We start from the raw sequence: 12803 nt of genomic DNA, 5'->3' as shown, positions 1-12803 counted from the left end.
ATGCCCACGCTATCTCACGCGCTGCGCATACTTGACGCTCCCTTCCCCACTTCCCCATGCCTCAATCCCCTGTCACGGCGCAGCCCTCGCTCTCAAGCGCCTCCTCTGCCGTCCAATCGGCACCCGCTTCGGCGCCGCAGCCCCCTCGCCGCGCGTCCCCCGCCGACCTGCCGCCCCTTTCCGGCATGACGCTCGATCACCTGCTCCGCGCAAAACGAGACGCGCAATGTTCGTCCAAAGACGTCTGGGAAACGCTGATCAATGTGAACACGACAGCAGGCCGCGAGCTATTCGACAGTTGCCAGGTCGCGGCCGAAACCCATCACGAAGCCTTGGCGTTTGCCATGGCCACCCTGTTCTGCTCACCCGCGCAAGAGAGAACCCTCGCCAGACTGGACGAGGCAGGGATCTTCATCGACCAGACACGACGGGCACATTTGCGCCCTGCAGACGCCGACTTCCTCATGAGCGACCAAGGACTGCAGCTTTGGCTTCGCTTTGCGGCATCGCCATCGGCGTATCCCAGCGTCTTTGTCGACTCGATTCTGAACGAGACGTCTTGCGCCGAACCGGCGGTGCCGCTCGCTTCCGCCCTCAAGGTGCTGGTCATCAGCGGCCGCGACAAGACCAACGATGTCGCTGCCTCGGAAGTCCCGGGGAGCTTTCACCTTCCGCTCTCCCACCTGTGCAGTCAGGTCGCCCCGGACTGGCTGGCCTCAGTACTGGAGTTCGGCGCCGACCCCAATCAGCTCACCGCGAACGGTGTTCCGCTTGTGGCAACCGCAATGGCGGCGCAGGCCGAACGGTTGCGTCTGACCGGCCATGATCTGCTGACCCCGCACGTATCTCTGTACCAGCTCGGCGCAATGCTGCGCTCGCACGGCGCTCGCCTCTCGCAGCAGTCCCGGACAGGATCGCCGCCCGTCATGTTGCTCGCGCTCAATGGCTACTGCGCGGCGGCGGAAGCGCTGCTTTCGGCCGGTGCCGACTGTAATGCCTCGGCAGGCAGCGTCAATGGCAACACCCTTATGCATTCCCTCGCGGCAGCAACGCATCTCGGGGCGCACTCCTTCTCAGCCTTCTTCCTGCTAACACTGGCACTGCGTCATGGCGGCGATCTCGACGCGCCAAACGCCGATGGCGCAACGGCACGCTCGTTGATCCGGCCAAGCCTCGCGCGATATCTGCAGATCAGCCAAACGATGATCGCGTCGACACGCGAACGGGCGAGCCGCTGCCTCCTCACCACATCGCATTCCCATGCGCGCAACGCCAACGACCATATGCCTCCCTTCCTCGCGACCCTCGCCGCCGAAGCCCATCGGCTCTGCGCGCGAGGCCACGACCCGCTGCTTCCGCATGAGTCCCTGTTTCAATTGGGGATGTCGCTCCAGCGTAGCGGCGCGGATCTCGGACAACGGCATCAAGACGGCACGCCCCCGGTGCTGTGGCTGGCCCAACGTGGTTATTGCGGCGCGGCGGAAGTCTTGCTGGCGCTTTGTCCGAATGCCAACGTCGCCGGGCGTGAGGGCCACACGCTGATGCACGCACTTGCCGCCGCAAGCCACGCCCGCGACAGCGCCACGCTCGCCGACTACATGCTCATTACGGCGTTGCGCTACGGCGGCGACCCCACCCTGCCCAATCAATCGGGGATGACAGCACTGTCGTTCCTGTCTACCGATCAAAACCGATTTGCGCGCGCGAGCTTCGCCTTTGTCACCGCCACCCGCAAAAGCGCATACCAAACGGTCATCCGTCGCCGTCAGCCCATCGTTCAGCCTGCAGACGAACACATGCGACATACCGCCGCATCCCAATAATATGCATTTCATTTGCATCTTATAATCGCTTCGCCGGTCCCCGAATGTTGTCGTCGTGTTGTGAGCCCTTGGGGCACCGGCAACCGAATGCTGCACCGCGACGCCCCGAACATCGGGATCGCGCGGTGCCTGTGAAACACGCATAAGTGCGCTCAAAAAGATGCATTTTAATTGCATCTTATAAACTCAGGAGTCTTGCCATGCTTTCCGCCGCTTCCCGCCCCTACATCGACGCGAGCGTTCCTGTTCTGCGCGAACACGGTCTTGCGATCACGCGTCACTTCTACGCGAGCATGTTCGAAGCACATCCTGAGTTGCGCAATCTCTTCAATATGGGAAATCAGGCCAGCGGTGCGCAGCAACAGTCGCTCGCCTCGGCCGTGTTCGCCTATGCGGCGAACATCGACAACGCTGCGGCGCTCGGGCCGGTGCTCGAGCGTATCGTCCACAAGCACGTCTCGGTCGGCATCACGCCTTCGCACTACCCCATCGTCGGCCATCATCTGCTGCGCGCCATCAAAGACGTGCTGGGCGACGCTGCCACCCCCGAGCTGATCGCCGCGTGGGACGAAGCCTACTGGCTGCTCGCAGGCGAGCTGATCGCCGCCGAAGCGCGTCTGTCGGAGCGCACGCGGGCCCCCCTGGGTGCACTGCGGGAGCTGGTCGTAGCCGATATCGACCGGGAAACGGAGCACATCGTCTCGTATTACCTGCGCACGCCCGAAGGCGGTTCGCCGGGTGAATTCGCGCCAGGACAATACGTGAGCGTCTCCGTCACGCTGCCCGACGGTCTGCAACAGCGCCGTCAATACAGCTTGTCCGATGCCCCCGATGCGCCGCACTGGCGCATTACCGTCAAGCGTGAAGACGCTGCCCATGCGAAGCCCGCCGGTCAGGTTTCGAACTGGCTGCATGCCAACCTGAGGGCCGGCGATCGCATTCTCGTGAGCCCGCCCTACGGTGAATTCACGACCTCGCTCGACGCGGCGCGCCCGCTTGTGCTGCTCAGTGCGGGCGTCGGCATCACCCCGATGATGTCGATGGTCGCCGCGCTTGCCGCCAAAGGGTCGCGCCGTGAGGTCCTGTTTGCCCATGCCGCCCGAGACGTCTCGCATGTCGCGCTGCGTCGCCATCTGGCACATGCCGCCACGCAGTTGCCGAATCTGCGTGTCGCAACATTCCTCGAGACCCCGCAAAGCACCGCACACGCGGGCACCGGTGACACGTTCGCCGGCCGGATGGACATTTCGCGCCTGGCACTGCCGGCCGACGCCGATTATCTGCTGTGCGGCCCCGCGCCATTCATGCAGACCCAATGGCGTGCCCTGCGCGACGCCGGTGTGCCCGCGCAACGTCTGCATCGTGAAGTCTTCGGCCCGGATGCCCTCGACCATTTGCTTTGATCCGCAGCCTGAACGGCAGACGCGGTAAACGACACGAGGCCCCCGATCGGGGGCCTCGTTGCATCTCGATGCGGTACCGGTGCTGCCGCCTGAACGCCTCAGTCGATCAAGGCGCCTGAGGGGTCGTAGAACGGGTGCGAACCGCCCGCATCGTCGACGAAAGCGAGATGCGAGACAAGGCCGGTCAGGGGCGTGAACCGGTGCAATTGGAACGACGGCGGATCGAGCACCCATGCCGACGGTCCCCCCTCACGCAGATCGAGCGCCACCTGATGCGCCGGTGACGGACATACGCTCGCGACAGTGCCCGCAAAGCGCGTGTGAATCGGCCGATGCACGTGCCCGCAAATCACACGCTCGACGTTGTCGAAACGGCGCACGACGGCAGCGAGCTTCGCGGCGTCGTTGGCATCGAGCGCCTGAATGTCCATGTGCTCGATACCGCAAGCAAACGGCGGGTGGTGCATGGCGATCACGGTCGGCGTGGCGGTATCGCTTGCGAGCGTTGCCTCCAGCCATTCCAGGCGTTCGTCGCACAGCTTGCCGCCGCCATTGGGCGGGTCTTGCGTATCGAGCGCCACGAGTCGCAGCGCCCCGAACATTGCCGTGTATTGCACGAACGCGCCCGGTTTGCCGAGATACGTGTGCTCCGGAAACACCTCTCGCAGCGCGTCGCGCCCGTCGTGATTGCCGATGACGAGGTAGTACGGCATTTGCAGCGGCGCGAGCAAACGGCGCAGGTGCTCGTATTCCTCGCGTGCGCCGAAGTCGACGAGATCGCCCGTCAGCACGACAAAGTCGGGACGCGGCACCAGCGTGTTCAGACGCGCCACGCAGCGCTCGAGATAGGCGGCGGTATCCACGCGCCGATAGGCCAGCTTGCCGGGCCGTTTGATGTGAAGGTCGCTGATTTGCGCGAACAGCATGAGCGGATTATCCGTGAAGCGAAAAGACATGGGCGGCGGGCAGCGACAGGCCCACCTGATCGCCGACGCGGCACTCGCGACGGCTGGAGACTTCGATCAGCACAGGACCCGCGACGGACACGCCGCTGAGCGTCAGGCGCGTGCGATCGCCGAGAAACTGCACTTCATCGATCCGGCCGACGAGCGGCGCGTCACCCGCAGGCACCACGATGGCGTCTTCCGGGCGGAAGTACAGCGCTTCGACGTCGGCCCGCACGTCCGGGCAGGCAATGCGACCGCCTTCCAGATGGAAATGACCGTCGCGCCATACCCCCGCCAGACGGTTGAGCGTGCCAACAAAATTCGCCACATGGCGCGAGGCGGGTTGGTAGTAAATATCGCGCGGCGCGCCGATCTGCTCGATGCGGCCCGCGCTCATCACCACGATGCGGTCGCCCAGCGCCATCGCCTCGTCCTGATCGTGGGTGACGTACACCGTCGTCACACCCAGCCCGCGCAGCAGACGGTCCATGTCCGCACGCACGGTCTCACGCAGCTTGGCGTCCAGCGCGGTGAGCGGCTCGTCGAGCAACAGCACACGCGGCTCCGGCGCGAGCGCACGCGCCAACGCCACGCGCTGCTTCTGACCGCCCGAGAGTTGTGCAATGGCACGATCGGCGAAAGGCGTGAGTTGCACGAGATCGAGCAGTTCGTTCACGCGCTTGTCGATCTGGGCCGACGGCAGTCCACGCAGCTTCAGGCCATACGCGACGTTGCCTCGCACGGTGAAGTTCGGGAAGAGGGCGTAGTTCTGGAACACCATGCCCACGCGACGCTTCTCGATGGGCAGGCGCGTCACGTCTTCGTCGCCGAAACGCACGCGGCCGCCCGCGTCAGGTCGCTCGAGTCCTGCAATCATGCGCAGGGTCGTGGTCTTGCCGCACCCCGACGGGCCGAGCAGCACCAGCGTCTCGCCCGCCCCGATCGTCAGATCGAGCGGCTGCAACACGGTGTTGCCATTAAACGTCTTGGCACAGCGTTCGAGATGAATCGGGATGGAAGTCAGTTTCATCGTCATATCCTTGGCATTCGGTAGGCGTGCAGTGCAGCCGTCTGGATCAGGTTCGGCCGCGGGCATTGCGCACCTTCGCCCGCTGCGCCGTCATCTGCATGACGATGAGCAGCGGCACGATCAACACGAAAAACACCGCCGTGTACGCGCTGCCGATCTCCAGACGCAGCGACGCGTAGGCGTCTGCCAGCCCCACGGGCAGCGTCTTGGTATCGGGCGTGTGCAGCATCCACGTCAGGTTGAATTCGCCCAGCGAGAGCGTCACCACGATGAGCGCAGCCGCCACGATCTCGCTGCGGATGTTGGGTAGCACCACGGTCGTGAAGCGTCGCAGGAAACTCGCCCCGAGGCTCGCCGCCCCCTCTTCCATGAGCTTGATGCGCGAGTCGGCGCACGCTGCCGCAACGGCACGCACCATGAACGGCAGCGTGAAGATCACGTGTCCGACCACGATGAACGCCAGACTCTCGCGAAAGCCGCGCATGCCGCCGTACACGCTGATCAGCGCGAGCGCACTTGCCAGCCCCGGCAGCGCAATGGGCAACGTCAGCAGTTCTTCGATCCAGCGCGCCATGCGGCTCTGCCAGCGCGCGAGCACGTAACCGGCAGGCACACCGAGCAGCGTGACCAGCACCAGCGTGGCGCCGCCCACGTAAAGCGAATTCAGAATGGCGTCGTGATAGTCCTGCCAGACCTGAATCACCCACTTGAACGTGAGGCCGGCCGACGGACCACGGAAATAGTTCACCGACACCCCGGCGAGAATCGACATTCCGACAGGGATCAGCAGGAACGCACACATCAGCAGCGTGAGCAGCAGTTGCAGCGTGAAAAGGGTTTTCTTGAGCATGCGGATCAACCTCCGGCGGCGACAGCCTGCCCCGTGAAATTGCGGGCGAGCATGAGCACCGCCCACGTCACGATGCCGAGAATCACCGAGAGCGCCGCCGCCGTCGCCACATTGGCGTTGAGCGTGAACTCGGTGTAGATGGTCATCGGCAACACGTCGATATCGGTGGCCAGCGTAAAGGCCGTGCCGAACGCGCCAACCGAGGTCGCGAAACACATTGCGCCCGAAGCGATCAGCGCGGGGGCCAGCGCAGGCAACGTGACGTCACGGGCAATCGCGAACGGCCCCGCGCCGAGCGACGCTGCCGCTTCCGTGAGCGAATGATCGAGCGACTCCGCGGCCGCCATCACAGCAAGGATCACGCGCGGAATCGAGAAATACAGATAGCCGAGAAACAGGCCCGCGAGCGAATACGCGAACACAAGCTTGTGTCCCACGAGCTTGGTCGTCAGATCGCCGATGAGGCCCTGGCGGCCCGCGAGCATGATGACCATGAAACCGACCACCACGCCAGGGAACGCCAGCGGCAGGGTAAGCATCGACACGAGAATCGACTTGCCCGGAAAGTCATGACGGGTGAGGAAGAGGCCCGCCACAAGCGACAACGCCAGTGTGGCAAGTGTGACCAGCGCCGAAAGCACGACGGTCTGCCACAGGCTATCGAGATATCGCGCATTGGTGAGAATGGCGCGATAGGTCTCGAACGCGTGACCGTCGCCGCTCACCTGCACAAGAGCGGCCATCGGCAATAGCCAGAACGCCAGAAAAACCGCCAGCGCCGGTAGCAGCAGTGCCACGCGCCAGCCGCGCGGCAGGGTCAGGTCACGCATCGCTTGCTTTGCTCCTCTTCCTCGTTGGACATGTCCGTGCTTAGCGCACGTTCTTCAGATATTGCTGACCAAACGCGTCCTGCTGCGCGGCGAGCTTTTGCAGATCGACCGGCTTCACACGGGCATAGTCGGATGCCGGCAGGAACTTGGCAGCCACATCTGCGGGCATCGTGCTCGCACGCACCGGACGCAGGAACGCCTGCGCCCAGTGGGCCTGGCCCTTGTCGGACAACGTGTAGTCGATCACCTTCTTGCCGTTGTCGGCATGCGGCGCGTTCTTCACGAGCGCGATCACGTACGGCAGCGACACAGAGCCTTCCATCGGAATCACGAACTGCACGTTGGCGCGGTCCTTGTAGATGGCGCGATAGGCGTTGAAGTCGAAGTCGATCAGGATGGGGATCTCACCCGAGAGCACGCGGGCATACGCCGTTTGCTTCGGCACGATCGGCGCGTTGGCCTTGAGCTTCTGGAAGAAGCTGATGGCCGGGCCGAAGTTGTCCATCGAACCGCCGAGCGCCTGGTTGGCGGCAATCGCGGCGGCATAGCCGGCGAAGGCGCTGCTCGGGTCCAGATAGCCCACCATGCCGCGATATTCCGGCTTGAGCAGGTCGGCCCACGAGCGCGGCACCGGCTTGCCTTCGAGCGCGTCGCGGTTCACGAAGAAGCCGACCGTGCCCGAGTGGATCGTGGTCCACATGCCGTTCGGATCCTTCAGACTGGCCGGCACCTGATCCCAGTTAGCCGGCTTGTACGGAGCGAGCAGGCCCTTCTTCGAGGCTTCGATGGCCGAGGTGATGCCGAGGTACACGATATCGGCGACCGGCGCCTTCTGCTCGGCAATCAACTGCGCGACAGCCTGGCCGGAGTTCTTGTTATCGAGTGGCACACGAATGCCGGTGTCTTGCGCAATGGCCTTGACCTGACCGGCCCAGTCCGCCCATTCCGGCGGGCAGTTGTAACAGATGGCCGTCTGTTGGGCATGCGCGGCGCCAGCGCCGAGCAAGGTGAAGAGCGCCAGCGTGCGAGCGGCGCGGGAAATCCAAAGCTTCATTTCTGTGGGCTCCTGAATGTCTGAGCGTTGGCGGCACTACGTGCTGCCGGATAAGTACGGGCCTCGCGGCCGGATGCCTGATTGCCTCGGCCGGCGCTGCGCTCTCTTTCGGAGCCAGTCGTCAGCCACTTTCCTTGCTACTGCCTTTCCTTCAATTCCTCCGCGATGCCGCGTCAGCCCCGCTTGCGCGGCGGCGGCGCCACCGTGCCGCCACGGCGAATCTCGTGTGGCAGGATCAAGGCGTGACCCAGCGATGCGTCGGGCGATGCCGTCGCATTCGCCGCGCCTGTTCGTCCATCGCGTCCGTCGATCTGCGCGAGCAGCCGTTGCGCCGCATGACGCCCGATTTCCACACTGGGCTGCACGACGGTAGCCAGCGTCGGCGAGAGCAGCTCGCCTACGGCCAATCCGTCGAAGCCAAGCACCGACATGTCGTCGGGCACGCGCAGGCCGGCTTCGCGCAATGCACGCATCACGCCAAGCGCCAGTAGATCGTTGGAGCAGAACAGGGCCGTGGGGCGCGCACCGTCGCGCTCGCGCTGCGCCAGCCATTCGCGCACCCGCTCGCCACGTGCCCCGCTGTTGAAGTCGATTTCGAAGGCCGGCAGCGGCGTCAGGCCGGCGGCCTGCATGGCGTCGCCATAGCCGAGATAACGTCGCTTGGCGCGGTCGGACGCATGCAGCGCTCCCGTCACCATGACGATGTCGCGATGCCCCGCCTCGATCAGCATGGTCACGCCCTGTGCGGCGGCGGCCCGGTTGTCCACAGACACGCACGGACGCTGCGGGGCATCGTTATAGACAAGCTGACACGCCACGCCCTCGGCCGCGAGATCGTCAATGAGCGCACTGTGCTCGGCGTCGGCCAGCGTCAGCAGCAGACCGTCCACGCGCTGTTGCAGCAAGGTCTCGATGGCGTTGCGCTCACGCTCCGGGTCGTACTGCGTGGTGACGAGCAGCAGACGGCGCCCCGTGCCGTCGATGGCGGCTTCGATCCCTTCCAGGCAATCGGCAAAGACCGGATTGCCCAGCGTCGGCAGCATGACGCCGATCAGCCCCGTGCGCTCGCCGCGCAACTGACGGCCCAGCGCATTGGGACGGAATTTGAGTTCGGCAGCGGCCGCCTGCACGCGGGCGAGCGTCTCGGGACGTACCAGTTGCGGCGAATTGAGTGCGCGCGACACCGTCGCAATCGAACACCCCGCACGCTGTGCTACGTCCCGTATATCTGCCACACCCCTCTCCTTTTCTCGTACCGTCGAAACTTGAAGTTGACGGATTTTACGCAAATGTAAACGTTTACGAAAACGTTTTCACTCCGGGATTCTATGGAGGCATTGTGATGAATTCATGACAGCGAAGAAAGTCCGGCAATTCGCCGCCCGATGCATCGGAATCGTTAGCGAAAGTCCTCGGTGTGACCTGGGGAGCATGCGAGGCGCCGAAGCCCCATAGGCCGCCTATACTGAAATTCCCCCCACGCGCCGGGGCATGACGGCACCCTTTTCAAGACCGGGATCGGCCATGAACGAATATCACTTCCTCACCTTGTGGCGGCTGACTGCACCGCTGGACGAAGTCTGGGACACCATTCGCGACGTCGACCATTGGGCCCGATGGTGGCCGTGTGTGCGCAATGTGCGCACCTTGGAACCCGGCAACGCCGACGGCGTAGGCGCCGTACGGGAACTGACCTGGCATGGCGCACTGCCTTACTCGCTCACGTTCGAGACGCGCATCACCCATATCGAGCCGATGCGCGAAGTGCGCGGTGTGGCGACCGGCGAGGCAGAAGGCACTGGCGTCTGGCGCTTCGACACGGAAGGCTCGATCACCGTGGTGCGCTACGCGTGGGATGTCCACATGAAGCGCGCCTGGATGAACAAGCTCTCGCCCATCGCCCAGCCGCTCTTCCGCTGGAACCACAACTACGTCATGCGACGTGGTGGCGAAGGCCTCGCGGCGGTACTCAACGCCCATCTGGTCGAGTGCCTCGATACCGACCTGCCACCCGCCGCCATCGGCGAGGAGCGCAACCCGCGCGACCTGCGCGAGGCCCGCGCACGGATAAGCCAGGACGCCCACCACTGACCGCCTCAACTATTCCATTCAGGAATAGACGATCCGATAGATTTCATTATTTTTTATAGATCCGGATGCTTAGACTCGAGGGCATCCGGCGGTGGACCTATGGCGCTCCGATGAGGGCCGCCACCCCGCAAAACCTTCTGCTCCAGGAGACCTCGTGAGCCTTGCGACTCCGCCGCTGCTGCGGCACTACGTGGACGGTGCGTTCGTGAGCACCGATCGCCAGTTCGATAACGTCAGCCCCGTCGACGGACGGCTTGTCGCGAAGGTCTGCGAAGCCGACGCCGCAACGGTCGATCGCGCCGTGAGCGCCGCCCGCCGCGCTCTGCACGAGGGTCCGTGGGGCAAGACCACGCCCGCCGAGCGCGCCGCTGTGCTGCACCGTATCGCCGACGGCATTCAGGCGCGCTTCGACGAGTTCGTCGCAGCCGAAGTGGCCGACACCGGCCGTCCCACCGAACAGGCCCGCACGCTCGACATCGCACGCGGGATCGCCAACTTCCGCATGTTCGCCGACCTCATCAAGACGGCCGGCAGCGAAGTGTACGAAATGCGCGCAGCCGATGGCGGCGACGTGATGAACTACGTCACGCGCAAGCCGTTGGGGGTGATCGGCATCATCTCGCCGTGGAACCTGCCGCTGCTGCTGTTCACATGGAAGGTGGCGCCCGCGCTCGCCATGGGCAACTGCGTGGTCGCCAAGCCGTCGGAAGAAACGCCCTCCTCCGCCACGCTGCTCGCCGAGGTAATGGACGCGGCCGGCGTGCCGCCAGGCGTCTTCAACCTTGTGCACGGCTTCGGCCCGGACTCGGCGGGAGAATTCCTGACAAAGCATCCGGATGTCGCGGCCATCACCTTCACGGGCGAGTCGCGCACCGGCAGCGCCATCATGAAGGCCGTGGCCGACGGCGTGAAGGAAATCTCGTTCGAACTCGGCGGCAAGAACGCCGCCGTGGTGTTCGCCGATGCCGATTTCGACAAGGCAGTCGACGGCGTGGTCCGCTCGTCGTTTACCAACGCCGGTCAGGTCTGCCTGTGCTCGGAGCGAGTCTACGTCGAGCGGCCGATCTTCGAGCGTTTCGTCGCCGCACTGGCCGAACGCGCCGCCGCGCTGCGCATCGACGCCCCCGACGCGCCCGGCGTGCAGATGGGCCCGCTCGTGTCCCGCAAGCATCGCGAGAAGGTGCTCTCTTACTACCGGCTGGCGGTTGAAGAAGGCGCAACGGTCGTCACCGGCGGGGGCATACCGGCCTTCGGTGACGCGCGCGACGACGGCGCCTTCGTCCAACCGACGGTCTGGACCGGCCTGCCCGACACGGCACGCTGTGTGCGCGAAGAAATCTTTGGCCCCGTGTGCCACGTTGCGCCGTTCGACAGCGAAGACGAAGTGATCCGCCGGGTGAACGACAGCGACTATGGCCTCGCCGGCTGTGTCTGGACGACGAACCTGTCGCGCGCGCATCGCGTGGCGCGTCAGTTCCAGACCGGGCTCGTGTGGGTGAACACCTGGTTCCTGCGCGACCTGCGCACACCGTTCGGCGGGGTAAAGCTCTCCGGACTAGGCCGCGAAGGCGGACGCCACTCGCTCGACTTCTATTCCGAAATCACCAACATCTGCATCAAACTGTGAGGCGACGGTGCGGCGGCATCGATGGGGGTCGAGGCTGCCGCACCCGTGCGCCATCCACCAAAAGCACAACGGAGACTGACGACACATGAGCGCATCGCAAGACACGCAGGCCCGCGTCGTGGCCGGCAAGGCCAAACCGCGCGGCAAGTTCCCGCACATCAAACGCGCAGGCGACTTCCTGTTCGTCTCGGGCACCAGTTCGCGCCGTCCGGACAACACTTACGCCGGCGCGCAGGTCGATGCGCTGGGCGTGACGCAACTCGACATTCGCGAACAGACGCGCGCCGTCATTGAGAACATTCGCGATATTCTCGCGAGCGAAGGCGCCACGCTGGCCGACGTGGTCGAAGTCGGCTCGTTCCTGGTCAACATGAACGACTTCGGCGGCTACAACGAGGTGTACGGCGAGTACTTCGACGAGAACGGTCCGACACGCACCACGGTGGCCGTGCATCAGTTGCCGCATCCGTTGCTGCTTATCGAAATCAAGTGCGTGGCCTACGCACCGCGTTCGCGCTGAAGCGCCGATACCCCACCTGACGCGGCATGACCCGGGAGACAGCATGTTGACGTATGGCAAGCCTTTCAATTTCCAGCGCTGGATCGACGAGCACGCGCATCTGCTCAAGCCGCCCGTCGGCAACCAGCAGGTCTGGCAGGACAGCGATTTCATCGTGACGGTCGTGGGCGGACCGAACCATCGCACCGACTATCACGACGATCCGCTCGAGGAATTTTTCTATCAGTTCAAGGGCAACGCGTGGGTCAATCTGTGGATCGACGGCCGCGCCGAGCGCATCGATCTCAAGGAAGGCGACATCTTCCTGCTGCCGCCGCACGTGCGTCATTCGCCGCAGCGGCCCGAAGCCGGCAGCCTGTGCCTTGTCATCGAACGCCAGCGCCCGCCCGGCCTGCTCGACGGCTTCGAGTGGTACTGCCTCAAATGCGGCACGCAGGTGCATCGCGTGGAAGTGCAACTCAAGAGCATCGTGACGGACCTGCCGCCGCTGTTCGAAGCGTTCTACGGCTCCGAGTCGCTGCGCCGATGCCCGAGCTGCGGCGAGATCCACCCGGGCCGCGCCGCGCAACCCAAGACCACCGCGCCGGCGTCCGCCTGACCCGCAACACCCGCTCACAGAACATCACAC

Annotated in this window: 12 protein-coding genes; 6 read left to right on the top strand and 6 right to left on the bottom strand. The window is 64.6% G+C overall.

Annotation, left to right across the window (positions count from 1 at the left end; all coding sequences use genetic code 11):
* Positions 1-56: 56 nt before the first annotated feature.
* Together PBR20603_RS20755 and PBR20603_RS20750 are read left to right on the top strand one after the other, a co-directional pair.
* Entirely contained in the window at positions 57-1823 is a 1767-nt protein-coding gene (locus PBR20603_RS20755; protein WP_150561351.1) for an ankyrin repeat domain-containing protein, read from the top strand.
* A gap of 200 nt (positions 1824-2023) precedes the next feature.
* Positions 2024-3226, top strand: a complete 1203-nt coding sequence (locus PBR20603_RS20750; protein ID WP_150561350.1) for a globin domain-containing protein — start codon at positions 2024-2026, stop codon at positions 3224-3226.
* Between the two features lie 98 nt (positions 3227-3324).
* On the opposite strand, the gene PBR20603_RS20745 is transcribed toward PBR20603_RS20750, so the two are convergent.
* The 6 genes from PBR20603_RS20745 to PBR20603_RS20720 form a co-directional block, all read right to left on the bottom strand.
* Positions 3325-4152: a phosphodiesterase gene (locus tag PBR20603_RS20745; RefSeq protein ID WP_150561349.1), complete on the bottom strand. Its 828-nt coding sequence runs from the start codon at positions 4150-4152 to the stop codon at positions 3325-3327.
* 7 nt (positions 4153-4159) lie between these two features.
* Complete coding sequence (locus PBR20603_RS20740; protein WP_150561348.1) at positions 4160-5203, bottom strand: ABC transporter ATP-binding protein; 1044 nt, start codon at positions 5201-5203, stop codon at positions 4160-4162.
* 46 nt (positions 5204-5249) lie between these two features.
* Positions 5250-6053 (bottom strand): ABC transporter permease, encoded by an 804-nt coding sequence (locus tag PBR20603_RS20735; RefSeq protein ID WP_150561347.1) that lies wholly within the window; start codon positions 6051-6053, stop codon positions 5250-5252.
* A 5-nt stretch (positions 6054-6058) separates the two neighbouring features.
* Positions 6059-6883, bottom strand: coding sequence for an ABC transporter permease (locus PBR20603_RS20730; protein WP_150561346.1), 825 nt, complete (start codon positions 6881-6883; stop codon positions 6059-6061).
* Between the two features lie 40 nt (positions 6884-6923).
* On the bottom strand, positions 6924-7937 hold the full coding sequence (locus tag PBR20603_RS20725) for an extracellular solute-binding protein (RefSeq protein ID WP_150561345.1): 1014 nt from the start codon (positions 7935-7937) through the stop codon (positions 6924-6926).
* Between the two features lie 173 nt (positions 7938-8110).
* Positions 8111-9172, bottom strand: coding sequence for a LacI family DNA-binding transcriptional regulator (locus PBR20603_RS20720; protein ID WP_150561344.1), 1062 nt, complete (start codon positions 9170-9172; stop codon positions 8111-8113).
* A gap of 289 nt (positions 9173-9461) precedes the next feature.
* On the opposite strand from PBR20603_RS20720, the gene PBR20603_RS20715 reads away from it, so the two are divergent.
* The 4 genes from PBR20603_RS20715 to PBR20603_RS20700 all read left to right on the top strand — a co-directional run bounded on the left by PBR20603_RS20715 (position 9462) and on the right by PBR20603_RS20700 (position 12773).
* Complete coding sequence (locus PBR20603_RS20715) at positions 9462-10028, top strand: SRPBCC family protein (protein ID WP_150561343.1); 567 nt, start codon at positions 9462-9464, stop codon at positions 10026-10028.
* 154 nt (positions 10029-10182) lie between these two features.
* Positions 10183-11655, top strand: a complete 1473-nt coding sequence (locus PBR20603_RS20710; protein WP_150561342.1) for a 2-hydroxymuconic semialdehyde dehydrogenase — start codon at positions 10183-10185, stop codon at positions 11653-11655.
* Positions 11656-11740: 85 nt separating this feature from the next.
* A complete protein-coding gene (locus PBR20603_RS20705; RefSeq protein ID WP_039368109.1) occupies positions 11741-12175 on the top strand; it encodes a RidA family protein in 435 nt (144 codons plus the stop codon).
* Positions 12176-12218: 43 nt separating this feature from the next.
* Positions 12219-12773 carry a 3-hydroxyanthranilate 3,4-dioxygenase gene (locus PBR20603_RS20700; RefSeq protein WP_150561341.1) on the top strand — a complete coding sequence of 185 codons (555 nt, stop codon included), beginning with the start codon at positions 12219-12221 and terminating at the stop codon, positions 12771-12773.
* Positions 12774-12803: the final 30 nt, after the last annotated feature.

This window comes from Pandoraea bronchicola, from assembly GCF_902459805.1.
In the GTDB taxonomy this organism is placed as follows: domain Bacteria; phylum Pseudomonadota; class Gammaproteobacteria; order Burkholderiales; family Burkholderiaceae; genus Pandoraea; species Pandoraea bronchicola.
Note: the sequence above shows the minus strand (reverse complement) of the source record. Positions and strands in the feature narration are given on the sequence as shown.

Bases quoted from the DNA above. Each gene is read 5' to 3' on its own strand.
- PBR20603_RS20725 (WP_150561345.1), bottom strand. From the start codon at position 7,937: ATGAAGCTTTGGATTTCCCGCGCCGCTCGCACGCTGGCGCTCTTCACC.
- PBR20603_RS20735 (WP_150561347.1), bottom strand. From the start codon at position 6,053: ATGCTCAAGAAAACCCTTTTCACGCTGCAACTGCTGCTCACGCTGCTG.
- PBR20603_RS20740 (WP_150561348.1), bottom strand. From the start codon at position 5,203: ATGAAACTGACTTCCATCCCGATTCATCTCGAACGCTGTGCCAAGACG.
- PBR20603_RS20730 (WP_150561346.1), bottom strand. From the start codon at position 6,883: ATGCGTGACCTGACCCTGCCGCGCGGCTGGCGCGTGGCACTGCTGCTA.
- PBR20603_RS20700 (WP_150561341.1), top strand. From the start codon at position 12,219: ATGTTGACGTATGGCAAGCCTTTCAATTTCCAGCGCTGGATCGACGAG.
- PBR20603_RS20705 (WP_039368109.1), top strand. From the start codon at position 11,741: ATGAGCGCATCGCAAGACACGCAGGCCCGCGTCGTGGCCGGCAAGGCC.
- PBR20603_RS20715 (WP_150561343.1), top strand. From the start codon at position 9,462: ATGAACGAATATCACTTCCTCACCTTGTGGCGGCTGACTGCACCGCTG.
- PBR20603_RS20745 (WP_150561349.1), bottom strand. From the start codon at position 4,152: ATGCTGTTCGCGCAAATCAGCGACCTTCACATCAAACGGCCCGGCAAG.
- PBR20603_RS20750 (WP_150561350.1), top strand. From the start codon at position 2,024: ATGCTTTCCGCCGCTTCCCGCCCCTACATCGACGCGAGCGTTCCTGTT.
- PBR20603_RS20755 (WP_150561351.1), top strand. From the start codon at position 57: ATGCCTCAATCCCCTGTCACGGCGCAGCCCTCGCTCTCAAGCGCCTCC.